Raw genomic sequence first — 25,393 nt, forward strand, 5'->3', positions numbered from 1 at the left:
TTATTAGCTTAGTTAAAAAATTCCTTAATTACAGAAACTACCTCATCTCCAATTCTTTCTTGAGCTTCCATAGTTGATGCACCTATATGAGGTGTGCAACTAACTCTCGGATGATTAACTAAAGCTTCATTAGTATTTGGCTCTACTTCAAATACATCAATACCTGCTCCTGCAATTTTACCACTATCTAATGCTTCTAATAACGCTTCTTCATCTACTACTTTTCCTCTTGCACAGTTTATTAAATAAGAGCCATCCTTCATTATTTTCAACTCATCTTTTCCTATTAAAGAGCCAGCATTTTTATCATAAGGAACATGAAGAGATATAAAATCAGAGACTGAAAGTAATTGATTTAGCTCTAAAAATTCATATTCTATATCATTTACTTTACCAAAGGCATCATTATAAACAATCTTCATTCCTAAAGCTGTAGCTTTATTTGCTAATGCCTTACCTATTCTACCCATCCCAATAATTCCAAGAGTTTTACCACTTAGCTCAACCCCCTCATACTTCTTCTTATTCCATTCACCATTTCTCATAGTATAATTAGAAGTACCAACGAATCTTGCTACTGCAAACATGTGAGCTAAAGCTAATTCTGCTACTGAATCTGAACTTGAATTTGGAGTATTTCTTACAGTAATACCAAATTCACTAGCAGCTATTACATCTATATTATCTACTCCAACTCCAGCCCTTACTACCAGCTTTAGTTTACCATCCTTTGCAGCTTTTAAAACATCTCTAGTAACTTTTGTGGCTGATCTTATTACTAAAGCATCATATTCCTTAAGAGCTTCTCCCAACTCATCTTTATCATAATGCTTGTCCGTAACATTAAATCCTAAATTTAAAAGATTATTTATAGCCTTTTCTTGTAATCCATCACTAACTAAAATATTATACATTTTCCTACCCCCTATTAAATACAGGAAATCATAATAAACTATATATTATGATAATAAGAGCTTAGAATAATATCTAAACTCTTATTATATTTTCCTAATTATTACATACTTATTGCTTTATTTTTTTTATTCTAAACCTAAAATATCATTTATATTACTTAAAAGTTCATTAATATCTTCCATTTGACAATCGGCCATATGAGCTATTCTAAAAGTCTTGTCCTTTAAACTCCCATATCCATTTGATATTTGGAATCCCCTCTTACCTAATTCCTTATTTAAAGCTGAAACATCTATACCCCTATTATTTTTCACTGTTGTTAAAGTATTAGATAAATAATTTTCATCTGGGAATAATTCAAAATATTTCTTTGCCCACTCCCTAACAACTTTAGCCATCTCTAAATGCCTTGCAAATCTATTCTCTAAACCTTCTTTGTTTAAAATATAATCTAATTGATAGTCAAGTGCATACATATGCGGTATTGATGGTGTTGATGGGTATTGGTAATCCTTCTTTTGAATATACTTATATAATGATAGTAAGTCTAGATAAAACCCTCTATTTGGAACTTGTTCAGCTCTTTCCTTAGCCTTATTAGAAAATGTACAAACAGCCAGCCCTGGAGGCAATCCTAAAGCCTTTTGACTAGATGTTATACACACATCTATTCCCCAATTATCTACTTCTATTTTAGTTCCAGCTGCAGAACTTACAGTGTCTACTATAAATACTACATCTGGATATTTTTTCACTACTTCTCCAATTTCCTTAATAGGATTCATCACCCCTGTTGAAGTCTCATTATGAGTTACCGCTACTAAATCATACTTTCCTGTAGCTAGTTCCCTATTAACCATCTCTGGTGTAACAGCCTTTCCCATTTCTACTTCAAAAATATCAGCAGGAACATTATTGAAAATAGCCATTTCATACCATCGTTTTCCAAATGCCCCCACGGAAAATACAGCTGCCCTCTTAGCTGTACACGATCTTATGGCTCCTTCCATAAGTCCACTACCTGATGTAGTTGACAAAAGTATTTCATTTTCTGTGAAAAATACTTTTCTTAAATTATCACTAATTCTTCTTTGAAGCTGAGAAGCTTCTTTACTTCTATGTCCAATCATAGGTTTTGCCATTTGCTCTAATACATCTGGTCTAACCTCAACTGGCCCTGGAATAAATAGCTTTTTATGCATTTCCTTTTCCCCCATTATAATTATTTTGCTTTATTGCTTATTTTTATTGTTAATTTTACTACTTTTTCATATCATTAACAACTATTTTATTAATAATTTCGAATATTCATTAAAATATTAACAATTAATTACCATAAATTATCTTTTGTTAATGAAAAAATTATTTTTTTATTATTAATTTATGCAAAAACTTTAGTTTTGAACACTATCATTTTTCTTTAACAAATCCCTAATTTCAGTTAATAACTCTTGCTCCACTGTTAGTTTTGGTTCTTCAACTATAGACTCTTCTTTATTAGCTTCTTCTTTCTTCCTATTTAATTTAGAAACCACTTTAATAAATATAAATATTGAAAAAGCTATAATTAAAAAATCTACGACATTTTGAATAAATGCTCCATAGTTTAATGTAACTGCTGGAATATCTCCAATTTGTGGCTTCAAGATATATTTAAGATCTTTGAAGTCAACACCTCCAGTTATAGCTCCAATTGGTGGCATTATTATATCATTAACCAAGGATGAAACTATTTTATTAAAGGCACCCCCAATAATAACCCCAATAGCTAAATCCAATACATTGCCCTTTAAAGCAAATTCCTTAAATTCAGTTATAAATTTTTTACTCTTTTCACGCATTATAATTACCTCCTTAAAATTATTCTTCAAATATTAGTATGGACTCTGTCTCTCTACAATATTTAACACATATACATTGTCCTAAATGTCTTGGACACTTATAACATAAACAACCTTTATCATCTCCATTACAAGTTTTTTTATGCTCAGGACAATAACCACAATTTACTCCATTACCTGCTGCCATATCTTCATCTCCTTTTCATGCTTTTAATAAAGATATTTTATCATATAAATTTTAAAATAATAGTAACCACCTTTAATAAACTCCATATATTAATCTTATAAGAAGCTTTTCACTCATTAATAAAAAACTTCTAACTCCCATCTATATAAACTTTAGGGAACTAATATGTTCCCTCTCTCAAAGAAACAAGGAGCAATAAATCACTCTATAATTAAAGGTGGAATATCTACACTGCATAAGCAATGGGATATTCCACCTTAGTTTTTATATTAAATCTTTTAAGTTATAAAAATAATTGGAAAATTACTAAGAATATAACTCCAGGTACTCCTAAAAACCCAGCTATCAAAGCTGTTATCCAATTAATTGCTATTGAAAAGCCAAAATAAGCGCCTAATAAATTTGTTAAATATAGTAATACTATACCAATTACTCCATTAAGTAAAATCTTAAGTGGCCATTTCAAAATTTTTATTATTAAATAAAGAAGTACTAATCCTATTAACCCATATAATATTAAATTTAAATCCATACAATCCCCTCCATTTAATTATTATTCATTAGTGAAAAATATTATTAATCTATTTTTCTTAAATCTTTACTTTTAGCAATGCTTATTAAATAATCATATCTTGTTCTTGCAGCATCTTCAGCATGAATTGCTAACTCTATTAACTTAGGATCACTTACAGCATTAAATAAAGCTCTAGCTACTTCCATCTCTTTTACAGTATCTTGAATATTATTTAACAAGGCTATATCTTCTTCGCTATATTCTCTCTTATTCTTATCTACATCTTTAAATAATAAATCTAAAATAATATTTTTATTCATTTTCAATCCTCCCAAATAATTCCTATTAAATTAATGTCCATTTTTAATTTGAATTATTCAAAAAGATTTAAAAACTTATCTTATAATTTCTACATTAAAGGAGAAAATACCCTTAATATAGCAGTAATAAATTTATTTGACCATTTTATCTTATGACAATCTTCTAATGTAATTTCTTGACAAACCTTTAATGTTTCTAAGAAATCTTCTTTAATTTCTAAGACGGATTTAGTTTTATATAATAATACACCATTTTCAAAATGCAAGTAAAGACTTCTATAATCCATGTTTATAGTTCCAACTACACCAATTTTATCATCAGATACAAAGGTCTTTGAATGAATAAATCCTGGTGTATATTCGTATATCTTTACTCCAGCCTCTATTAATTGCGAATAATAAGCTCTAGTTACTAAATGCACATACCATTTATCTTCTATATGAGGAGTTACTATAATAACTTCCACTCCGCTTTTAGCCGCTAAAGTTAATGCTGTTACTAATTCATTATCAACAATTAAATAAGGAGTATTTATATAAATATAATCTCTTGCTTTATTTATTATATTTAAATAAACATATTCTCCTACTGTTTCATCATCTAAAGGACTATCCCCATAAGGTTGAACATACCCATCACTTTCAAATTTTCCTTCATAATTTATATGAGGTTTATATTTTTCATAATCTTCTTTTTCACCACAAGTAAATTGCCACGCTTGAAGAAACATCATGGTTAAATTCCAAACTGCATCACCTTTTAATATTATTGAAGCATCCTTCCAATGACCAAAACGTACTATTTCATTAATGTATTCATCAGCTAAGTTTATTCCACCAGTAAAGGCTGTATGACCATCAATTACAGTAATTTTTCTATGATCCCTATTGTTCATTATTACTGACAAAAAAGGAACAAAAGGATTAAAAACTAAACATTTTATTCCCTTTTCTCTTAGCTTTTCATAATATTTATAAGGAAGAGTTTGAAGGCATCCCATATCATCATATATTAGCCTAACTTCTACACCTTCTTTGACTTTTTCCTCCAAAATTTCTAGGATACTATCCCACATAACACCTTCTTGAATTATAAAGTACTCCATAAATATATAATTTTTAGCTTTTCGTAATTCTTTTTTTAATTCTTCAAAAAATTCTTCACCAGGTGATAAATACCTTGTTATTGTGTTCTTATAAATTGGGCTTTCTGCATAGTTATTTAGATATCTAACTTGATTTGCAAAGGATTTATCATCCTCTTCAATTTCTTTTAAAATATCTTTATCTTGTAGTAGATATTTTGATGTCTCATTATAAATATTACTAACTCTAGCTCTAAACTTTTTAGTAGTTCTTCTTGATCCAAATATTAAGTAGAACAGTCCTCCAAAAACAGGAACAAGCAAAACCGGTATTACCCACGCTAACTTATATGATGGATTATCCTTAGTACTTAATATATAAATAACTGCAAATATACTTATAGCAGTAAATAATACATATAAATAAACAAAGGACTCCGATAATTTCCATATTGTAAAAATTAAAATTCCAAGTTGAACACATATAAGTAAACCTACAATAACCATTCTACTAAATAAGAATTTTAATAACTTTGTCATATATTCCCCTTTATATTATATTTCTTTTCTACCTTCTAAGGCCTTTGAAAGAGTTACTTCATCAGCATATTCTAAGTCTCCTCCAACTGGAATTCCTGATGCTATTCTAGTCACTCTAATATTTAAAGGCTTTAATATTCTAGAAATATACATTGCTGTTGCTTCGCCTTCAATATTAGGATTTGTTGCAAGTATTACTTCTTTTACATCAGCGCTCATTCTCGCAACTAATTCTCTTATTCTAATATCTTGTGGACCTCTTCCTTGCATTGGAGATAGATTTCCATGTAGAACATGATATGTTCCGTTATACTCTTTAACTTTTTCCATAGTCATTATATCTTTTGGTTGCTCAACTACACAAATTATATCTTTATCTCTGCTTGGATTAGAGCATATTGCACAAGGATCTGAATCTGTAAAGTTTCCACATATTGAACAATACTTTATAGTTCCTCTTGCCTTTACTAAAGCATCTGCAAACTCTCTAACTTCATCTTCTGGAAGATTTAATACGTGTAAGGCTAATCTTTGAGCTGTTTTTTGCCCTATGCTTGGCAGCTTGGCAAATTCTTCAATAAGCTTTTCTATAGCAACTGGATAAAAATCCATAAAATCACCTCACTTAAAATGTAAAATGTAGAATTAAGAATTAAAGATTAAGGAAAAAACTCCCTTAGGAGTTTTTTCAATTTAATTATTTTAGTAATTTGGAACAAATTACATCCATAATTCTACATTTTTAATTTTTTAACTCTTAATTTAGAATAGTCCTGGTATGTTCATTCCACCAGTTAATTTTCCCATTTTGTTTGCACTTTCTTCTTCAGCTTTTCTTAAAGCTTCATTTACTGCAGTTAGTACTAAATCTTCTAACATTTCTACATCATCAGCATCTACTACTTCTGGCTTTATATTAATAGAAACTATTTCCTTCTTACCATTTGCCTTTACAACTACGGCTCCACCACCTACTGAAACTTCAAACTCTTTTGTTTCTAGGTCCTTTTGCATTTGCTCCATTTCCTTTTGAAGCTTTTGTGCTTGCTTCATTAGGTTATTCATATTTCCTCCCCCAAATCCGCCTGGGAATCCTCCTCTTGCCATAAAAACATCCTCCTTTTATAAAATCTATTCTTTATTATATAGTATTTTTCTTTATATTACTACATTTAACATGGTATTAATTATATTTTTATTATACTTATTTATCATATAATTTATGTAGACATTATTCATCTAAAATATCTACCATATCTGACCCTAAAGATTCTATTAACATATCTTCTGTTGATTTTTCAGAACTTCCTGAAGCTTCTTCAACTTCAAATACAATTTTTATATCTTCTCTAAATATTTCTGCTAATACTTCCTGTATAACAGCTCTATTTTCTGGCTTTTCTAATCTATCCTTATTAAATTTATATTGCTCTTCATATTCTATAGTTAAAATTCCATTTTTACATTCAATAGGCTTTCCTGTAACCATAGATGCATAAACTATCATCTTTCTTCTAGCCTTAAATCTTTCTAAGATATCCTTCCAAGACCTTTGAATATCACTTAATGTCACCTTAGAATTTTCATTTCCAGATATATTATGATTTAAAGTTCTTTTAACTTCTTTCTTAGCTTCTTTAACTATATTCTCATTTTTTGTACTATTATCAGAATTTGAAACAGCACTTACAACTTTAAGGCTTCCATTTTTTAATCCTTCTTCTAATTTGTTTATTCTACTTAAAATAACTTCATTAGAAGTATCATATTCTATCTTACACATTTTTATTATTGCAAGTTCTAAATACAACCTAGCTTGCTTGCTTAACTTTGCATTTCCTTCAGCTTCTTGAAGTATTCTAATATATCTCATAACTTCTTCAGCTCTAATCTTTGACGCTTGTTCTTTAATTAAACCTATATTTTCTTCTGACATATCCAATACTTCTTCTGGATTATGTGTAACCTTTGCCATAAGAATATTTCTATAATGACTTACCAAATCTTTAATAAAAAGATAAATATCCTTTCCTGCATAAACCACTTCATCTATTATACTTATTGACTTTTCAACATTTCTTTGAATAACTGAGTTTGTTAAATTAAATAAATGATCATTAGTTACAAGACCTAGCATATTTATAAGAATATCATATTCTACTGATCCATTTCCCATGGATATTGCTTGGTCTAATATACTTAAAGCATCTCTCATTGCTCCATCTGAAACTCTTGCAATTAAATTTAAGCTTTTATCATCTGCTAATGCATTTTGCTCATTAACTATTTTTCTAAGTCTTCCTGTAATTTCGTTATTATTTATTCTTTTAAAATCAAATCTTTGACATCTAGAAAGAATCGTAATTGGTAGTTTCTGTGGATCTGTAGTTGCCAAAATAAATATTACATTCTTTGGTGGCTCTTCTAATGTTTTCAAAAATGCATTTACAGCACCGGTAGATAACATATGAACTTCGTCCATTATATAAACTTTATATCTACCTTCTTGTGGTGGATATTTAACATCATCAATAATATCTCTTATTTTATCAACACCATTATTTGAAGCAGCATCAAGCTCTGTAACATCTATAGCTAATCCTTCATTTATTTTTTGACACATCTCACACTTATTACAAGGCTCTCCCTCATGTAAGTCAAGACAATTTAAAGCTTTTGCAAAAACTTTAGCTGTTGTTGTCTTACCAGTACCCCTAGTTCCACAAAAAAGATATGCATGAGCTATTCTATCATTTAATATTTGATTTTTAACTGTAGTTGTTATATGTTCTTGACCAACAATATCATAGAAATTTTGTGGTCTCCATTCTCTATATAAAGCTGTATATCCCATAAAATCATTCCTTATTTTAATTATTTACTTATATTATAGACTAAAGATAAAAATTAATGAAGATTGAAAGTTTTATTTTTAAATCCTTCATTTTATTTTTTTCTTCATGCGAGTGACAATTTTAAATCTTGCATATAAATTGTACTCATACCATCCTAATATGGAAATATGTAAATATTGTAATTATTCCTTGTTAAATTTTATACAAATACGTTTACATTAGATATTTTTTAATAAGTTATATAATATATATTATTCCAAACAAATAACCCCCTATTACACAAAAGTACATATATAATTTTATAAATTTTTAAAATGCAAAAAGAACCCAAGCTAAACTTGAGTTCTTAAATAAATTTCTATATTATTTTTTTCTTTATAATAACTATTTCAATAATAGCAATCAACATACCTATAACCCCGATAATCTTAAATGAAAAATCTAATGAAAATACATCCCCTATTAGTCCAGATATAGGAAACAGTATTATCATCATTAAAGAGAAAAACATACTTTCAACAGAAATTATAGTTGCTCTTTGTTTTGATTCCACCATTGAATTTATTAATTTACTACTTATAGGTTGAAGTATAGCAGTTAAAAATCCTATAGATAAAAAAATCAATATTGATAATTCTTTACTTAAATATCCCATTAATATTATTAAAATACTAATAACCGTTGATATTGTTAACCAACCCAATTTCTTAAATCTGTTGTATATTCTATTACTTAGAATAGATCCTAAAGATGAAAGCACACCATTAAATAAAAATATTATAGAAATATCTAATCTTGAATACCCTACATCATTTAAAAATTGTTGTCCGTAAAAATATATTATAGCTGAGAAAGTATATATTAAAGGAAAGAACATTAATACATTTAAAAGTATTTTATTATTTTTTAATATGTTTATAGAAGTCTTAAAATGACTTATTATAGCTATTTTTTCTTCATGTTTTTCCCTAACACTTACTTCTGTAAAATTAAAAGAAACAGTCAAAGAAAGTATCCCTATAATAATTGCTGTAATATAGCTAATTGAAAAATCTATTTGAGAAAGAATCCCTCCAATAAAAACTGCTAATCCTTGCGAAATTTCTATTATCAAATTTATTCTTCCATTAATTTTTAAATATTCATCTTCTCTATTTAAAGTTTTAAGTGTATCATAAATTAATGCTTCTTCTGAACCTGAGTTTAAATTATAACCCCAAGCTGATAATATGAAACCGATGGCAAACCCTAAGAAAGAATTAGAAAACAACATAATAATTGCAGATATTGATGATGTTATTCTTCCAATTATAATCATTCTTTTTCTACCAAATAAATCTGCCAATGCACCTGTAGGTATTTCCGAAATAAAACCTGTAATATGAAATATTCCTTCAAGCAAGCCTATTTGTGCCAAACTCATACCTTTATATCCTAGATATAATACCCATATGGCAGATGTGATATCAAAGGCGGAAAGAAATTTATATAAGTAATCATTTTTTATATTCTTTTTTATATTATTCATTCAAATCAACTCCAACTATTTTTTTACATTTCTGGGCATAATAAAAGACCTAGTCTTAAGTTCTAGGTCTAATTGGAGTTACTATATTGCAATTTATGAAATAGATTCTTGCAAAATCCTCTTAAAAAAGGGTATAGTAATCCAATTTTTAAAAATTGTAGCTGTTTTTGATTGAGAACTACTAGATAAAATTTCATACTTAAACCTTCTTACAGAAAATTCCACAGTTCTATTTCTCCTTTCATTTCCAAATATATTTATATAGTAAATTATTTTATGAAAATTTGCAAGTATTTTTAAAATAAAAACAGGAAGAAACATAGTATTTAATACCATATATTATTTTCCGAATTTTCTTGCTTTTATTTTACAAAATACACCATATAATCTTCATAAAAATATTCATTATATATTTTCATTGCATTTTTTCTTTATCATATATCTCGAATTTCATTGATGTATATAAATTTATTTCTTTTATATTATTGCTAATAATACTTAATTTTAATTGCTCTAATCATTCCATAGATTTTGCATTCTTTATAACTTCAGAAACCTTAATAATTTTCCAATACCACTCCTCCGATATTCAGGTGATACATACATTCCCCATATAGTTGCTCCAAAAGCATATTAATCATGTTCTAAAGCCTTAAATACCAGCTCCCAAGATTGTTTAGCATCAGCTTTACCTAGCTTTCTTATTATAAGATTTTTTCTCCTAGTCTTATTTCCTCTATTAATAATTTAATCATGATACATGGTTATATATGATACAAAAAATCTTTCTTGAAATTCAACTAAGGCTTCTATTTGATACTTATTATATTTGTTTTTATCTTTACAAATTACCAATTTATCTTCATTATCATTTTCTCTTTTTATTACTGCTACAACAAATCCACTGTAAATTTCTAATGGCTCAAATTCGCCAACTATATATACATCTATCTCTTCACCATCACCCGAAATAGTTTCAGGAATATATTCATAATTAATAGGATAAAAGAAACCATGAGATGGATGTTTAGTTCCTAATGGTCTATCTACTATAACATCTACGAACCTACCCAAATATTCTTCCAATTTAATTCTCCTTATTGATTTAATAAATATTTAAAATATCACTATCACTTTTATTATTAATAAATATATCCCTAGTGGTATTATTAATATTACTTAATCCTTGAAATAATCCACTTGATATATTTAATCCATTATTTTCAATAGATTTTGAAATATTAGTTGATGCAATAATAATGGATATTGCCGAAAAAATATAGAAGTTAGTAAAAGCTTATCCTTAATCATAATTAGTCTCTCTCTTTTTATCAAAATAATCATACCATATAATGTATATAGAGTTAATTTTACGTTATTTTTTGTTGTTTTTATATTATGATTTTTATAGTACAATAAATTTAAACGAAATAAGGAGGGATATAATTTGAGTTTATATGATAAAAAATATTTATCTATTGTTAAAGATATTTTAGATAATGGATATTATGATAACAATAGAACCGGAATGCCTACATACAAATTACCACATCAAATTATGCAGTTTAATTTACAAAAAGAGTTTCCTATATTAACTACTAAAAAGGTTGCATTTAAAACTGCTATAAAGGAAATGCTTTGGATATACAGAGATCAGTCAAACGATGTTACAAAACTTCAAGAACAAAATGTCCACATTTGGGATGAATGGGTTGATGAAAATAATACTATAGGTAAAGCTTATGGATATCAAATAGCTAAATTTAATCAAGTTGATAAGCTTATTGAAACATTAAAAAATAATCCTCAAGACAGAAGAATGATTATGTCCATGTGGAATATTGAAGATTTACCTGAAATGACTTTACAACCATGTTGTTACCAAACTTTATGGGATGTAACTGATGGATATCTTAATTGTATGCTTATCCAACGTAGTGGAGACATACCATTAGGAGTTCCATTTAATACTAGCCAATATGCTGTATTAGTTCACTTAATAGCACAAGTAACTAACCTAAAACCAGGATTATTTACTCATGTTATAAACAATGCTCATATATATGAGAATCAAGTTGAAGGCATGAAGCTTCAACTTACTAGAGCAAATGAAGATTATGATGCTCCAAAACTTTGGATAAATCCAGAAATAAATAATTTCTACGACTTCACAGTAGATGATATTAAGCTTATAGATTATAAACACCACGATCCAATCAAAATGGAGGTAAGTGTGTAATGCTATCAATTATAGTAGCTAAAGCTAGCAATGATGTAATTGGTGGTGACAATAAGCTTTTATGGCATATTTCTGATGACTTAAAAAGATTTAAGGAAATCACATCTGGCCATACTATAATAATGGGAAGAAAAACTTTTGAATCACTACCTAAGATTTTACCCAATAGACATCACATTGTTATTACTAGAGATAAAAACTTTAAGGTGGACTCTTCATCAGTTGAAATAGTTAATGATATTAACTCTGTTATCAATAGATTTAAAAACTCTTCCGAAGAAGCATTTGTTATTGGTGGAGGCGAAATATACAAAGCGCTTTTACCTAATACTAAAAAAATTTATTTAACTAGAGTTTATAAAGACTTTGATGGAGATACAAAATTCCCAGAAATCAGTCTTGATAAGTGGTCTGTTGAGTATAAATCAGATTTACTAATTAACGAAAAAGATAATTTAAACTTTGATTTTATTAACTTAACAAAGAAATTATAAAGAAAACGAGGGCATTCCTTAAAGGAATTCCCTCGCTTTCTTTGTCCTATTGTATGTTAATCCTATTGAAGAGTAACCTATAAATAATTAATTGAATTTAATTTTCGCCCTTACATTAAAAAAACCCTTCTTATAAGAAAGGCCTAAAAATTAAACCGTGCACCTAGCTTCGACAATAATCTATAGACGTTACTATGTAGTTAGCTCTGACAAGATTAATCCATATCACACGCAGTAATCGCTTATCGCTGCTTCCTTCCGGACCTGACGAGGTTCACGCACTTACGTCGTATGGGACCTTGCCATCAACACCACTTGCATAGGCAGGCTCTACAGATTAAGGCCTAGACTAGGAATTCAACCCTGCTGTAGCGGATTGCAGGTTACAGGGCACCGCTAACTCCCCATCTAGCACGGCCATGGCGGAGAGAAGGGGATTTGAACCCCTGATAGAGTTTCCCCTATACACGCTTTCCAGGCGTGCTCCTTCGACCACTCGGACATCTCTCCATATTATAAAATTCGCTATTAACATAAGTTCATAGCGGTAAGTAAATTAATAGTATAACAAATTTTTAATTTAATTATATCTATTTAATTTTAACTACTGCTATATATTATCATATACAAATCAATATTGCAAGAATTAAAAGGCGGGAGTTATTTCATAATAAATAATTGATAGTTAATAATGGATAATTGAAGAAAAAAAACTCCCGAAGGAGTTTTTAAAATTATATTTTAGACCTATTAGTTTTGTTTATCCATATAATTAATATTATTCCTAATATTATTCCTAATAAACTTACCATTTGAGCTGTTCTTAAACCCATGAACATTAAACTATCAGTTCTTAATCCTTCTATGAAAAATCTACCTATTGAATATAAAATCATATATCCCCCAAGTATAATTCCATCCTTTGATTCCTTCTTTTTAAGAAGTATATAAACTAAAATTAAACAAACCAATAAATTCCATATAGATTCATATAAAAAAGTTGGATGATAGTAAGTTCCATTTATAAGCATTCCCTTTTGAATGAACTCTGGAAATTTACTTATAAATTCTTTAGTTACAGGACCTCCATGAGCCTCTTGGTTCATGAAATTTCCCCATCTTCCTATTGCTTGGGCTAAAATTACTCCAGGCATTATAACATCAACATATTTTAAGAAATTAATCTTCTTATATCTTGCGAAAATATATCCTGAAAGTAAGGCTGCTATAACACCACCATGAATAGCCATTCCACCATTTCTTATATTAATTACATCCATAAAGGAATGATAATTTTGATATTCAAAAGCTACATAATATAATCTAGCTCCTATTATCGATATCGGAAAAGTTATTAAAAAAGCATCTATTATTGTATCGTAGTTAAGATCTTTCTTCTTAGCTAATATGTATATTAATAACATAGCAGCTAAAACGCCCATGGATATTATTATCCCATACCATCTAATTGGTAAACCAAAAACTTCAAAAGCTACTGGATTCATTTTTATTCCTCCTTCTAAATTCTTTTGCTTCTTTTATTTTCAAAAAATGTTGTTAATAAGTCACTACATTTTTGATTATAACACCATTTTACATCAACTTTCCAATTAAATATATCATAATCTAGTAAATTAATGGTTGAACCACATGCTCCCATATCTTTATTAAAGGTTCCAATAAACAACTTAGATATTCTACTTTGAGCTATTACAGAAGCACACATAGGGCAAGGCTCTAATGTAACATACATTTCACATCCAGAAAGCCGCCAATTATTTAATTTCCTACTAGCTTCTTCTATTGCTAATATTTCTGCATGAGCTGTAGTTAACTTTTTTTCTTCCTTTAAATTATGCTGACACGCTATAACTTCCCCTTCTTTAACTATTACTACTCCTACAGGAACTTCCCCCTTATTAAAAGCCTTTTCAGCCTCTTCTATTGCAAGATTCATATAATCCATGATAAAACCCCTTTTTTAATTAAAAATTAAAAATGAAGAATGTAGAATTAAGGAAAAAATCCAAAGGATTTTTAAATAGAAGGTGCTCTGCACCAATCTAATTTAAGTTTTGCTATGCAAAACCACCTTAATTTTACATTCTTACTTCTACATTCTACATTTAAATCAGGTAAATATTCTAACCTTTTTAATTCTATTTTTATCTATATCTTCTACTACAAATTTAATATTATTTACTTTAACTTCTTCATTCTTTTCTGGGAATCTACCTAATTCACCAATGACTAATCCTCCTACAGAGTCAAATTCTTCTGACTCCATAGTAACTCCTATTAAGTCTCCAATATGATCTAACCTAGCGCTACCATCTACAATATATTCATCTTCTTTAACTACTATAATATCGCTATCCTTTTCATCATCATATTCGTCCTCAATTTCACCTACTACTTCTTCGATTAAATCTTCTATAGTAACTATACCAACATTTCCGCCATATTCATCTAATACTACTGCCATATGGTTTCTCGTTTTTTGCATTTCCTTAAATAATTCAACTATCTTCTTAAACTCAAAAGTATAATAAGGTTCTCTCATATAATCAGATACCTTAAAATTTTCTTTACATTGAGTTGCCATTATTAAATCTTTGACGTTAAGTATTCCTATCACATCATCTATATTTTGATTATAAACTGGTATTCTTGAGAATTGTTCAGTTTTGATTACCTCTATAACTTCATCATAAGTAGCATTAATATCTACAGCAACTATATCAACTCTTTGAACCATAACATCCTTTACTTGAGAATCAGCAAATTCGAAAACATTAAATATCATTTCCTTTTCTACATCTTCAAGGACACCTTCTTCTTCACTTACTCCAACCATTGTTTTTAATTCTTCTTCAGTAATAAATGGTTCTGTTGCTTTAGGATCTCCCCCTAAAAGCTTTATAAATAATCCAGATATAGCAGTAAAAATTGCTATAAAAGGTCTAAACAATTTTACAATAATATTTATAGGCTTGCTAACCTTTAATGCCACTTTTTCTGAATTTTGTTTAGCTATAGATTTTGGAGTTATTTCCCCAAATATAAGAACTAAAACAGTCATTATTATAGTAACTAATCCTACTCCACTTTCACCAATAGCCTTAACTGCTATTGATGTTGCAAGAGCTGAAGCTCCTATATTAACTATATTATTTCCAATTAATATTGCACCTAACAATCTACTTGGATCTTCAGATAGCTTCTCAACTAACTTAGCTCCCCTAACTCCCTCATCCACCATATGTCTTATTCTAATTTTACTTAGAGCCATTAAGGCCGTTTCTGACATAGAGAAAAATCCTGACATAATTAATAATATTACTAATAATATTATCTGCCACGTATAACTCTCCAAAATAATTCACGCTCCTATATTTAAATAATTTTTTTATTTAATAATTATACCATATATAAAATTCAAAATATTAGATTTAATAAAAATTTTACCAATGATAATTTAATATATTTTACGCAGCTTTGCATTCTTCTACTACATTTTTTATCCACTTTCCTGACTTTAATCTCTTTCTTTCAAAGATAATCTTAATAAATTCTTCTGTGCATATTAAGAAATAAACAGTTGTTACTGGAACAGTTAATATTGCTGCGCCTAAAAACGCAACCGGTACAGCATAGAACCATACAGTTCCTAATTGAACTAATGTTGAATAAAGAGTATCTCCACCACCCCTAAATATTCCTACTATCATTACTACATTATAGGATCTTATAGGACAAATTAACGCCATTATCCTTAAAACAGTAACAGTATCCTTAAAAGTTTCTGCTTCCACATTAAATGGCCTTACTATTTGTGGAGCTAATACCCATACTATTATTCCTATTAATAACCCTAGCATAGGTGCTACTTTACCTATTTTATGAGAATAATCAACAGCAATATCTTCTTCATTAGCTCCTATCTTGTTTCCCACCATTATAGAAGCTGCTGAAGCTAGACCTATACATAGAACCATAAACATATTATTTAGAGTTGTAGCAATTTGCATAGTAGCTACAGCACTAGTTCCAATTTGAGCATAGGCTACTGAATAAGCTGTCATCCCTAAAGCCCATAATAATTCATTAGCAATAACTGCAGTAGATGTATTGAAATATACTTTTATAAAATTCATATTGAAAGCAAATAGTTCCTTAACCTTTGATGAAACAATATTATTCTTAGCATAAATCATGAAAATTATATAAATCATTTCTAAAGTTCTTGCAATAGTTGTAGCTAATGCCGCTCCAGCTACTCCCATTGGTCTTACACCTAAATTTCCAAATATAAATACCCAGTTTAAAAACGCATTGCAAAGCACTCCTATTAAGCTTGCATACATTGGAAGTTTAGGTTGTTCAGAGCTTCTTAATGCTGAAGAAAATCCTTGAGTAAAATTAGTGAATATAAAACTAATAGATATTATTTTTAAATACTCTCCTCCTAATTCTATAACTCTAGGATCTCTTGATAATAGAGACATTATTTGATCTGCAAATATAAGTGCTGCTCCGCCAAAGGCTAGAGATGCAATAAATCCTATGGTAATATCTAATCCAAGTACCTTCTTAATACTTAATATATCTTTTTTTCCCCAATATTGAGACATAAAAACGCTAGCACCTGCATTAATTCCCGATAGGCATAACATAAAAATAAAGAAATATTGGTTTGCTAAACCTACTGCTGCAATAGCCTCTTCCCCTAGTCTCCCAATCATTAAATTATCAACGAGGTTTAATGATGATGTTATAAAATTTTGAAATGTTATTGGTAGTGCTAGTGTAAGCATTGTAGTAATAAAAGACTTATCCTTTAATATTTTCTTCATTATATCCTCCTTAGTAATATTAATTCATAACTTTGCTTGTCCACGAAAATCACTATACGATAACTTCCGGGCAAAGAAAAAAGCAAATGGGTTATTAGCTGCCCATCTGCTTTTTAATTCTTTTTCTATGATATTTTCTAATAACTAATTACTTTTGTCAATAAGATTAACCAAGGAATATTTAGGGAAAATAAGTAGATTGGCTATATTTCAAAAAAAAAAATAATGGACTAGTATTTTACTAATCCATTGTTACATAAATATGGTAAGTAGCTTTTAAAAGGATGCTACTATGAACCTTTTCTCTTTACTTATTAAAACATATCATAAAGATATTTATAAATTCACTTTATTTTCCTCTTTCTAGGTTATATACGCTATCTTTTAGTAATTTAAATAAAAAGGAGCTCTAAGTTATACTTAAAGCTCTCAAATTAAACAAAATTATCTTCTATTTTGTTGCTTTCTAGCTCTTCTACAAGATACGCATCTTGTTGGCTCATTATCGAATCCTTTTTCTTTGTAGAATTCTTGTTCTCCTACTGAAAATACGAATTCACTTCCGCAATCTTTACATACAATTGTCTTATCTGTCATAATAAATATTCCTCCTAAAATTAAAGATTCTAAATGGATAATAATCTCTAATTTCTGAGAAATTATTTATCTAAATGAAACTTATTTTACTAGCTCTGAGCTATTTATATATAATATCATATTATATTATATATTGCAATAGTTTTTCTAAAACAAATTATCATTACTTCCTATTTTTACGCTAGAGTAGTAATCATATAATAACCAATTGGTCCTAAAAGAGCTGGAAGATAATTAGCAACTTTCAGTTTCATAACACCCAAAAGATCAAGAGACATTCCAAAAATAAGTAAAGACCCAATTGCAGAAATCTCATTAATCACATCAGATGTTAGTATTGGTTGCAGAACACCTGCTAAAAGAAAAATTATTGTTTCATAAAGAAAAATAAAGGGACCACTCAACATAACACTTCTACCATAAATAGCTCCATATATTAATGTACTGCATATGTCTAAAATAATTTTAAAGGATAATATGGACGAATCATTTTTAAGCCCAATATTCAAAGGACCTACAATTGCCATAGACCCTACACACTGAATCATAAATACAGTAATGAATCCCTTAACAAAGTTCTCATCTGCCGTCTTAAACTTAGATTTTAAAAACAATCCTAATTGATTGAATTTACCATCCAAATTCAGCCTTACTCCAATCATGGCCCCTAGTACACAACTTACAATCATTAACACATTGTTTTTCGTAGTAATAGCTCCCTGTATACCAACAACAGCAATACAAAGATTAGCAATGATAAGTACTGCCTGTAGCTGAGCCTTTGAAATGAACTTTTTGGCATAGCTACTTGCAAACCCCGCTATCTCAATTCCAAGCATATTTCATAAGATATATAGCATGTTAATCGCCCCCTCGTTCTCTATATTACTTTAAAAAATTTAATACTGTTTGTACTTCTGTTTTAACACCACTAATCATAGATTCTTCCATGATTGTAAATTTAGGATGATGATTTGCAAAACCACATCCATCCGCAGCAGTACCACCTCCAAGTTGTACAAAACAGATTGGTGCAATTTGACGATAATTTGCAAAGTCTTCACTTGCACTCATTAATGGAGCTTCTCTTACCATAGATTCTCCTAATACTTCTCTTGCACTATCCATTACCATTGCTGATACTGCTTTATCATTAATAACAGCTGGGTATGCAAGTTGATAATCTAAGTCATAAGTAGCACCATAAGTCTTACATGTATTAGCTATAATTTCTTTAACTTTTAATTCAACATTTTTTCTAGTTTCATCACTGATTGTACGAATAGATGCACTCATATATGCCTTATCAGGAATAATATTTGGAGCATCCCCTGACTTAAACTCACCAACAGTTATTACAGCAAGTTCTCCTGGAGTAGTACATCTAGAAATTACAGTCTGTAATTGATTGATAATTTGAGTTCCAACAATAATAGGATCAATTCCGTACTGTGGCATAGAACCATGACTTCCTTTTCCTTGAATGTTTAAAAAGAATCCATCAGCAGCTGTTGTTGCAGCACCTTCTGGTCTTACGTATATGCTTCCACAATCAAGGTTTGGAATAATATGTAGTCCTACTACTGCATCTACATCATTAATCATACCGCTATCTATGATTCCTTGAGATCCGCCTGGATTTAGCTCCTCTGCATGTTGGAATATGAACTTAACTGTTCCTTGTAATGAATCCTTCAACTCTGAAAGTACTTTTGCTGTAGCTAATAACATTGCAGTATGTGTATCATGTCCACATGTATGAGCTACTCCATCTACTTTTGATTTGAAAGGAATATCACCATCTTCTTGCATAGGTAGAGCATCCATATCTGCACGAAGAAGTATAGTCTTTCCTTCTTTAGCCCCACGTAAAATACCAAGAACGCTAGTTTCTGTTGGCTTTACAATTTCAATGTTTCCAAAACTTCTTAGCTTTTCTTCAACAAAAGCTGCTGTTTTATACTCCTCAAATGATAATTCTGGATTTTCATGAATATGACGTCTCCAAGAAACCATATCCTCTACTGGAATTTTATTAAACCATTCTTTCATAATATACCTCCTATAAAAGTAGGCCAGAATATAAAATTCTGGCACACTCTATCTAATATCTTTAAATAAATTTTTTAAGCAATATCTTTAGGCTTCTTTACTAATAAAGTAGCTGCTCCTGAAATTACCATACATACAGCAAGTACTATAAAAGAGAAGAAGTAACTATCAGATTTTGCAAATGCACTAACTAATTGTGGAGAAATAATTCCGCCAACAAAAGCTCCTATATTTAATACAGCAAATGCTGATCCTATGATCTTTCTTGGCACAAGTTGATATGGTATAGATAGTAGTGCAGAGAAAGCTATCATCATAGTAAAATCAGAAACATATAATGCTGCTATAGCTACTTGATATATAGGTGCTGCTATAAATATAACAATACATATTGCTGTAATTATAGATGCCCAGAAAATAAACTTTTGTTCTTTTCCTTTGAAGTACTTAGTAATTACAGATCCACTTATAGCTGTTGCAATAGTCATAACTACATAGAAACCAACCATAACAGTACTTAACATTGATGAGTTTTGAATATCAAAGTTTACATGGAATACATTTGGTAACCAGAACATCATTGCTACACCAACTAAGTTACTGAATAATACAGCTACTGCTAATAATAATGTATTCTTATCTTTCCATGCATCAAAGAAACCTACTTTTTCTGCTGGTTGAGCCTTTTCTTTAATTTCTGTATTTGCTACCTTTTTGTCTTTTAAGAAAATAGCAACAAGAACAAGAGCTACTAAATAACCTGCTGCTAGCATGTAGTAAGCATAATGCCAATTTACATTGATAATGCTTTGTCCAACTGTACTAGCAAGAATACCACCAATACCTGCAGTTGCAATTACAATGGATTGTACCTTAGCACATTGCTCTGGCGCAAAGTTATCACTAATTATTTTTGGTGCACCATTTGTATATCCAGCTTGTCCGAATCCAACTAAGAAACGTAAGAATAGAATTGCAAACAATCCACTAACATTTCCAAATATGAATGAAAATACCATTAATATACTTAAAGAAACTACAACAAATTTCTTATATCCAAAACGGTCAACTAACCAACCGCCTGGAATAGTAACTAAAATAAAACTAACATAGAAAACAGAAGATAAATTTCCCATCTCTGCTTTTGTAAAACCATATGTGCTGATTAATTTATCTGCAGTAAATCCAATCATACTTTTATCAAGATTTGCAAAGATACCTATTAAGCACACAATCCCGAATACTATCCATTCTTTTTTTGTAAATTTCATAGAATCCTCCTAATAATCATCAAAAATTTTACTTACACATGAACATTTTTTCTTTTTCCTAGGATAAAAGATAATTCTTTCTCATGCGTTTATGAATGGGATTATCAATATCTCATTCATTTTCTTCTGTACCTTAAATAGAAAATTAGTAGTTGAGCTCAAATTTATATAATCTACAAATTCTCATTACTGCTAGACATAGGAATCTAATGAAGTATTATTTACTAATATTTATAGATGCTATCAATCATAAGTTCTCACAGAATTTAATTATTGACATAAAAAGATAAAATATAGTTGAAACATATATCTTGTATAATTAATTTATAATTGCCTTTATTGATATAGGTCATCTTAATTCTTACCTTTTTATATCATAATTATTTCTAATTACAACATATTTTCGGACTAATACTATACATTATATTTTCTATTAACTAGCTGTTTTCTTAGTACAAAAGGATTATAAACCTTAAATGTAATTTAGAGTCAATCCATTATTTAAATAAATTTTTATATTAAACTTTCTTTATATATTTCTACTATTAATTACTATTTTTTTATCATTTCACTTAGAAAGAGATAATTCATAAAAAGAAATCGATTTAAAAAAGAACTATTATCAACATAATATAATAAGATACCCTTTTCAAAAAATAAAAAGCAGAAACCCCCTTGAGAGTTCTGCCTAAATATATTTTATAAATAACTAAGATTCTATTTTCTCATAAGGTATCCAAACTAAATGTGAGATAAGATATTCCTCTTCATCTATCCATCGTGCAAAAATTACACGAGATATACTTTCTCCAACAATTCTTAAATTGTGTTCATTTGCATATTTCAATATCATTTTAGAAATACCTTCTATATCATTCTTTGGGGTTGCCTCATAATAAAATACAATAGCTGGACAACTGTCGTAAAATTGGATAATATCATTTTCATGTATGCCAAGAAACTCTGCTGTTCTCTTATCTAAACAGAAACCAAAATCAAAATCTTTGCCCAAATTCATCATAGCATTCAGCTGTATAGATCCTGACATAAAAGTAAGATCTGCATATTTCAGCCATTTAACAACCTCTTCTTGAACTCTTTCGTCTTCAATCAATTCATGATTTTTTTGGTAATTCAAACGATACAATGGTGGTCGCTCACCAAGAAAACATTCTTGCTTCGCATCCTGTGCTTGAGTCATGAAGTTAATTGTTGTATTAACACTATTTATCTTTAAATTCAAATAAAAAGCTTCATTCAATAACTCCTTTTCTCTATTTATCAATGAATACTCTGCTTCTTTCATTGTACTCTCATTCATTATTTCCTTAATTTCATGCAAATTAAATCCATATTTCTGGAATTTCTGAATATTAAGCAAATGATTAACCTTTATAATATCAAAATAACGATAATTAGAATCTTCCTTATAGGGCTCAATCAGACCTTTTTTTTCATAGTTTCTTACTGTTTCAGCACTAATGCCAAGTAGTTTAGCAATTTCACCAATTTTATATGTTTTCACGATGAATCCCCCCAGATTTTTATAAACTATTATACTAACTTGCATCTATATCTTTTACTTATTAAAAAATTTATTTATAATTCTAACCCTCCAAATAAACAAAAACGACCTAACCCTTACGGTTAAGCCGCTTTTTAAACCTATATGGTACCCCCAACAGGGATCGAACCTGTATCTGTCCCTTAGGAGGGGACTGTTCTATCCATTGAACTATGAAGGCTTAAGTACCAAGTAAATTGTATAATAACATTTTCCTTCTGTCAATATTTGCCCAAAGAATTTGGAATTAAACAATAGGTTTAATTAATACCTTATTTCTCTTTACTACTATGTTTAATAATATTTCTTCTATTTCAACTCTTCCTAACAATTTAACAGATACAACTATCTCATGATTTTTACCTATTCCATTAATATCATTAACTTCTTCTATATTTAATATATTCATATCGTTAATTAGAAACTTAACATCTTTTCCATACATAGGAAATAGGAATAACTCTATATGATAATATAAAAAGTTTAAAATTAAACTTTCATTCATCTTAATTTTATTTTGTTGTTTAATTAGCTTATTATTAATTTCTCCTTCTCTTATGGTCTTTTCATCTTTAATTTCTGTATCTATATAATTTCTAAGCTTACCCCAATTTTCTACCTTATAAAAATCATCATAAAGCGAATTAAACTTTATAAATATTTCTGCATTATCTAAATCTTTATACTCTCCTAAAAATTTTTCTTCAGTTTTCCTTATAGCATTAATCATTAATGGAAGCTCTTCTCTTATTACTTTATCTCTTTCCTTTACCTTATCATAGCCTTTTTTCTTTGAAATAACATTTATTTGAAAGAAAAGCATGTATTTATCATTCTCACAGCACCATCTACCACAAAGACCTTCCCCTCTATAGATGTTCTTACTCTTATCTTCATTCTTATCTATAATTATTGACATTGAATTTGAAGATTTTAAGTAAGTAACTTCATAACACCTTGGTATTATAGGTCCATTATCTAGTATATCTTCATTACGCTTTATAGTTAATTTATAAGGATCTAACTTACTCAAAAATAACACCTCTAACCACTAATATTATATAATATATGTTTTCTATATTATTTTAGTTACTTTTGCATTTATAAAAGAATCTTTAATTAACTTTTCTAACTTATTACTTTGTTATATACTTTATTTATGGAATTATTTAATTTATTGAAAGGATTTGATTTTCATGCTTAGATCTATTGTTTGGTATATAGTATTTTTTAGTACACTTATTATTAGCATTCCAGCTATGATAAGGACTAAAAGGCTAGATAAAAAAGGTTTAATAGAAAAAAGAGATAAACTTGTTTACAAAGTTACTACTACTTGGGCAAGCTGTTTATTAAAAGTTGCAGGAGTTAAAGTAACAGTGCATGGCTTAGAAAATATACCTAAGGATAAAAATGTATTATACATAGGAAATCATCAAGGGAACTTTGATATTCCAATATATATGAGCCAAATTCCTGGTTTAAAAGGATTTGTCTCTAAAATTGAAGTTAAGAAAATTCCTGGAGTTCGTACTTGGATGGAATATATGTATTGTGTCTTTATGGATAGAAGTAATATAAGAAAAGCTGGTGAAGCTATTATAGAAGGAATAAAGATATTAAAAAAGGGACACTCTATAGTAATCTTCCCTGAAGGTACCAGAAGTAAGGGCGATAAAATGGGAGAATTTAAAGCAGGTAGTTTTAAACTTGCAACAAAGTCTAAAGTTCCAATAGTACCAGTTACCATGAATGGATCTTATAAAATAATGGAGACAAGTAAGAAGAAATGGATAGTTAAACCTGCTCACGTAGATTTATATATACATCCAGCCATTGAAACAGCAAATTTATCTAAGGAAGAGCAAGATGAGCTTCCTAAAAAGGTTTATGAAATTATTAAGAGTAAACTACCTAGCAATAATTAATAATAAAAGCTCAAATATATTTTTAAGCTGTTGCACATAAAAGAATTATTTAAATACATTCTTTGTGTAACAGCTTCTTTTTTATCTTCATTTATACTTCTACTTTCTTAATTAAGTTCCTCTCTAAATCAATTAACTTTTCCTGTATATCTGTATGATTTCCAGCATAACCTAACAATTTCTCATTTTTACCGATAACTCTATGACAAGGAATTATTATGGGTATAGGATTTGCTTTATTAGCCTGCCCTATAGCTCTAACAGCTTTTTCATTTCCAATAGCCTTTGCTATATCACTATAACTTCTAACTTCACCATAAGGAATATTCATAAGTTCCACCCAAACTTTTTTTCTAAAGTCTGTTGCTTTAATATCTAAAATTAAATCAAAGGACTTTCTTTCACCAGAAAAATATTCTTTTAATTGCTTTATTTCATCTTCACAAACTTCTTTACTTTCTTTTAATTGATGTCTATTTTTTAAATTAAGCCAATTATCCTCTATTATTTCAATACTTCTTAATCCTTTTTTACTTTTAATTATATAAATATATCCAATAATAGTATTTAATTTGTAAAAGTATAATTTTTCTTTTTCTTTTTCCAT

27 protein-coding genes, 2 tRNA genes, 1 other RNA gene and 1 pseudogene are annotated in these 25,393 nt (G+C 28.9%); 3 read left to right on the top strand and 28 right to left on the bottom strand.

Features of this window, described 5'->3' with window-relative positions; translation table 11 throughout:
* Positions 1-8: 8 nt before the first annotated feature.
* The 14 genes and pseudogenes from BN6774_RS00230 to BN6774_RS00285 all read right to left on the bottom strand — a co-directional run bounded on the left by BN6774_RS00230 (position 9) and on the right by BN6774_RS00285 (position 10,871).
* Positions 9-914, bottom strand: coding sequence for a D-2-hydroxyacid dehydrogenase (locus BN6774_RS00230; protein WP_066889072.1), 906 nt, complete (start codon positions 912-914; stop codon positions 9-11).
* Between the two features lie 126 nt (positions 915-1,040).
* The gene (locus tag BN6774_RS00235; RefSeq protein WP_066889073.1) at positions 1,041-2,117 is read right to left on the bottom strand and encodes a pyridoxal-phosphate-dependent aminotransferase family protein; all 1,077 of its coding nucleotides are present in this window, start codon (positions 2,115-2,117) and stop codon (positions 1,041-1,043) included.
* 192 nt (positions 2,118-2,309) lie between these two features.
* On the bottom strand, positions 2,310-2,756 hold the full coding sequence (mscL, locus tag BN6774_RS00240; protein WP_066889074.1) for a large-conductance mechanosensitive channel protein MscL: 447 nt from the start codon (positions 2,754-2,756) through the stop codon (positions 2,310-2,312).
* 19 nt (positions 2,757-2,775) lie between these two features.
* Positions 2,776-2,943 carry a hypothetical protein gene (locus tag BN6774_RS18600; protein ID WP_167349594.1) on the bottom strand — a complete coding sequence of 56 codons (168 nt, stop codon included), beginning with the start codon at positions 2,941-2,943 and terminating at the stop codon, positions 2,776-2,778.
* 283 nt (positions 2,944-3,226) lie between these two features.
* Complete coding sequence (locus tag BN6774_RS00245) at positions 3,227-3,475, bottom strand: pro-sigmaK processing inhibitor BofA family protein (protein WP_066889076.1); 249 nt, start codon at positions 3,473-3,475, stop codon at positions 3,227-3,229.
* A gap of 44 nt (positions 3,476-3,519) precedes the next feature.
* Positions 3,520-3,777 carry a DUF2508 family protein gene (locus tag BN6774_RS00250; protein WP_066889081.1) on the bottom strand — a complete coding sequence of 86 codons (258 nt, stop codon included), beginning with the start codon at positions 3,775-3,777 and terminating at the stop codon, positions 3,520-3,522.
* Positions 3,778-3,866: 89 nt separating this feature from the next.
* Positions 3,867-5,402 carry a cardiolipin synthase gene (gene cls / locus BN6774_RS00255; protein WP_066889082.1) on the bottom strand — a complete coding sequence of 512 codons (1,536 nt, stop codon included), beginning with the start codon at positions 5,400-5,402 and terminating at the stop codon, positions 3,867-3,869.
* 15 nt (positions 5,403-5,417) lie between these two features.
* On the bottom strand, positions 5,418-6,014 hold the full coding sequence (gene recR / locus BN6774_RS00260) for a recombination mediator RecR (protein ID WP_066889083.1): 597 nt from the start codon (positions 6,012-6,014) through the stop codon (positions 5,418-5,420).
* A gap of 150 nt (positions 6,015-6,164) precedes the next feature.
* Positions 6,165-6,509: a YbaB/EbfC family nucleoid-associated protein gene (locus tag BN6774_RS00265; protein ID WP_066889090.1), complete on the bottom strand. Its 345-nt coding sequence runs from the start codon at positions 6,507-6,509 to the stop codon at positions 6,165-6,167.
* A 124-nt stretch (positions 6,510-6,633) separates the two neighbouring features.
* Complete coding sequence (gene dnaX / locus BN6774_RS00270; RefSeq protein ID WP_066889092.1) at positions 6,634-8,256, bottom strand: DNA polymerase III subunit gamma/tau; 1,623 nt, start codon at positions 8,254-8,256, stop codon at positions 6,634-6,636.
* Positions 8,257-8,615: 359 nt separating this feature from the next.
* The gene (locus tag BN6774_RS00275; protein ID WP_066889094.1) at positions 8,616-9,785 is read right to left on the bottom strand and encodes an MFS transporter; all 1,170 of its coding nucleotides are present in this window, start codon (positions 9,783-9,785) and stop codon (positions 8,616-8,618) included.
* A gap of 93 nt (positions 9,786-9,878) precedes the next feature.
* Complete coding sequence (locus tag BN6774_RS18915) at positions 9,879-10,010, bottom strand: hypothetical protein (RefSeq protein ID WP_268873127.1); 132 nt, start codon at positions 10,008-10,010, stop codon at positions 9,879-9,881.
* A gap of 315 nt (positions 10,011-10,325) precedes the next feature.
* A pseudogene (locus tag BN6774_RS19065) lies at positions 10,326-10,403 on the bottom strand (GNAT family N-acetyltransferase); the annotation flags it as partial.
* Between the two features lie 129 nt (positions 10,404-10,532).
* The gene (locus tag BN6774_RS00285; protein ID WP_066889098.1) at positions 10,533-10,871 is read right to left on the bottom strand and encodes an inorganic diphosphatase; all 339 of its coding nucleotides are present in this window, start codon (positions 10,869-10,871) and stop codon (positions 10,533-10,535) included.
* Between the two features lie 361 nt (positions 10,872-11,232).
* Here BN6774_RS00285 and BN6774_RS00290 point away from each other — a divergent pair, with 361 nt between their 5' ends.
* Both BN6774_RS00290 and BN6774_RS00295 read left to right on the top strand, forming a co-directional pair.
* Positions 11,233-12,024 (top strand): thymidylate synthase, encoded by a 792-nt coding sequence (locus BN6774_RS00290; RefSeq protein ID WP_066889100.1) that lies wholly within the window; start codon positions 11,233-11,235, stop codon positions 12,022-12,024.
* Entirely contained in the window at positions 12,024-12,518 is a 495-nt protein-coding gene (locus tag BN6774_RS00295) for a dihydrofolate reductase (RefSeq protein WP_066889102.1), read from the top strand. Before BN6774_RS00290 ends, BN6774_RS00295 begins: the two co-directional genes overlap by 1 nt.
* A gap of 155 nt (positions 12,519-12,673) precedes the next feature.
* Here the strand turns inward: BN6774_RS00295 and ffs are convergent.
* The 13 genes from ffs to BN6774_RS00360 form a co-directional block, all read right to left on the bottom strand.
* Positions 12,674-12,935, bottom strand: an RNA gene (gene ffs / locus BN6774_RS00300) — signal recognition particle sRNA large type.
* A 3-nt stretch (positions 12,936-12,938) separates the two neighbouring features.
* Positions 12,939-13,028, bottom strand: a tRNA-Ser gene (locus tag BN6774_RS00305).
* Between the two features lie 224 nt (positions 13,029-13,252).
* Entirely contained in the window at positions 13,253-14,023 is a 771-nt protein-coding gene (lgt, locus tag BN6774_RS00310) for a prolipoprotein diacylglyceryl transferase (protein WP_066889104.1), read from the bottom strand.
* Positions 14,024-14,037: 14 nt separating this feature from the next.
* Positions 14,038-14,484 (bottom strand): nucleoside deaminase, encoded by a 447-nt coding sequence (locus tag BN6774_RS00315; RefSeq protein ID WP_066889106.1) that lies wholly within the window; start codon positions 14,482-14,484, stop codon positions 14,038-14,040.
* A gap of 165 nt (positions 14,485-14,649) precedes the next feature.
* Positions 14,650-15,897, bottom strand: coding sequence for an HlyC/CorC family transporter (locus BN6774_RS00320; RefSeq protein ID WP_106404252.1), 1,248 nt, complete (start codon positions 15,895-15,897; stop codon positions 14,650-14,652).
* A 109-nt stretch (positions 15,898-16,006) separates the two neighbouring features.
* On the bottom strand, positions 16,007-17,374 hold the full coding sequence (locus tag BN6774_RS00325; protein WP_066889107.1) for an MATE family efflux transporter: 1,368 nt from the start codon (positions 17,372-17,374) through the stop codon (positions 16,007-16,009).
* Positions 17,375-17,818: 444 nt separating this feature from the next.
* Positions 17,819-17,971: a zinc-ribbon domain-containing protein gene (locus tag BN6774_RS00330; protein WP_066889109.1), complete on the bottom strand. Its 153-nt coding sequence runs from the start codon at positions 17,969-17,971 to the stop codon at positions 17,819-17,821.
* A 176-nt stretch (positions 17,972-18,147) separates the two neighbouring features.
* Entirely contained in the window at positions 18,148-18,810 is a 663-nt protein-coding gene (locus tag BN6774_RS00335) for a DUF554 domain-containing protein (protein WP_207644557.1), read from the bottom strand.
* 46 nt (positions 18,811-18,856) lie between these two features.
* Positions 18,857-20,023 (bottom strand): M20 metallopeptidase family protein, encoded by a 1,167-nt coding sequence (locus BN6774_RS00340; protein WP_066889119.1) that lies wholly within the window; start codon positions 20,021-20,023, stop codon positions 18,857-18,859.
* A 74-nt stretch (positions 20,024-20,097) separates the two neighbouring features.
* On the bottom strand, positions 20,098-21,294 hold the full coding sequence (locus BN6774_RS00345) for an MFS transporter (protein ID WP_066889121.1): 1,197 nt from the start codon (positions 21,292-21,294) through the stop codon (positions 20,098-20,100).
* Between the two features lie 709 nt (positions 21,295-22,003).
* The gene (locus BN6774_RS00350; RefSeq protein WP_066889123.1) at positions 22,004-22,819 is read right to left on the bottom strand and encodes a MerR family transcriptional regulator; all 816 of its coding nucleotides are present in this window, start codon (positions 22,817-22,819) and stop codon (positions 22,004-22,006) included.
* A 145-nt stretch (positions 22,820-22,964) separates the two neighbouring features.
* Positions 22,965-23,039: transfer RNA gene (locus BN6774_RS00355), tRNA-Arg, on the bottom strand.
* Between the two features lie 66 nt (positions 23,040-23,105).
* On the bottom strand, positions 23,106-23,891 hold the full coding sequence (locus tag BN6774_RS00360; protein ID WP_066889125.1) for a staygreen family protein: 786 nt from the start codon (positions 23,889-23,891) through the stop codon (positions 23,106-23,108).
* A 163-nt stretch (positions 23,892-24,054) separates the two neighbouring features.
* On the opposite strand from BN6774_RS00360, the gene BN6774_RS00365 reads away from it, so the two are divergent.
* Complete coding sequence (locus BN6774_RS00365; protein ID WP_066889127.1) at positions 24,055-24,786, top strand: lysophospholipid acyltransferase family protein; 732 nt, start codon at positions 24,055-24,057, stop codon at positions 24,784-24,786.
* Positions 24,787-24,877: 91 nt separating this feature from the next.
* Here BN6774_RS00365 and BN6774_RS00370 read toward each other — a convergent pair whose 3' ends face one another.
* On the bottom strand, positions 24,878-25,393 hold the full coding sequence (locus BN6774_RS00370; protein ID WP_066889129.1) for a methylated-DNA--[protein]-cysteine S-methyltransferase: 516 nt from the start codon (positions 25,391-25,393) through the stop codon (positions 24,878-24,880).

This window comes from Clostridium nigeriense, from assembly GCF_900086595.1.
Classification (GTDB): domain Bacteria; phylum Bacillota; class Clostridia; order Clostridiales; family Clostridiaceae; genus Clostridium; species Clostridium nigeriense.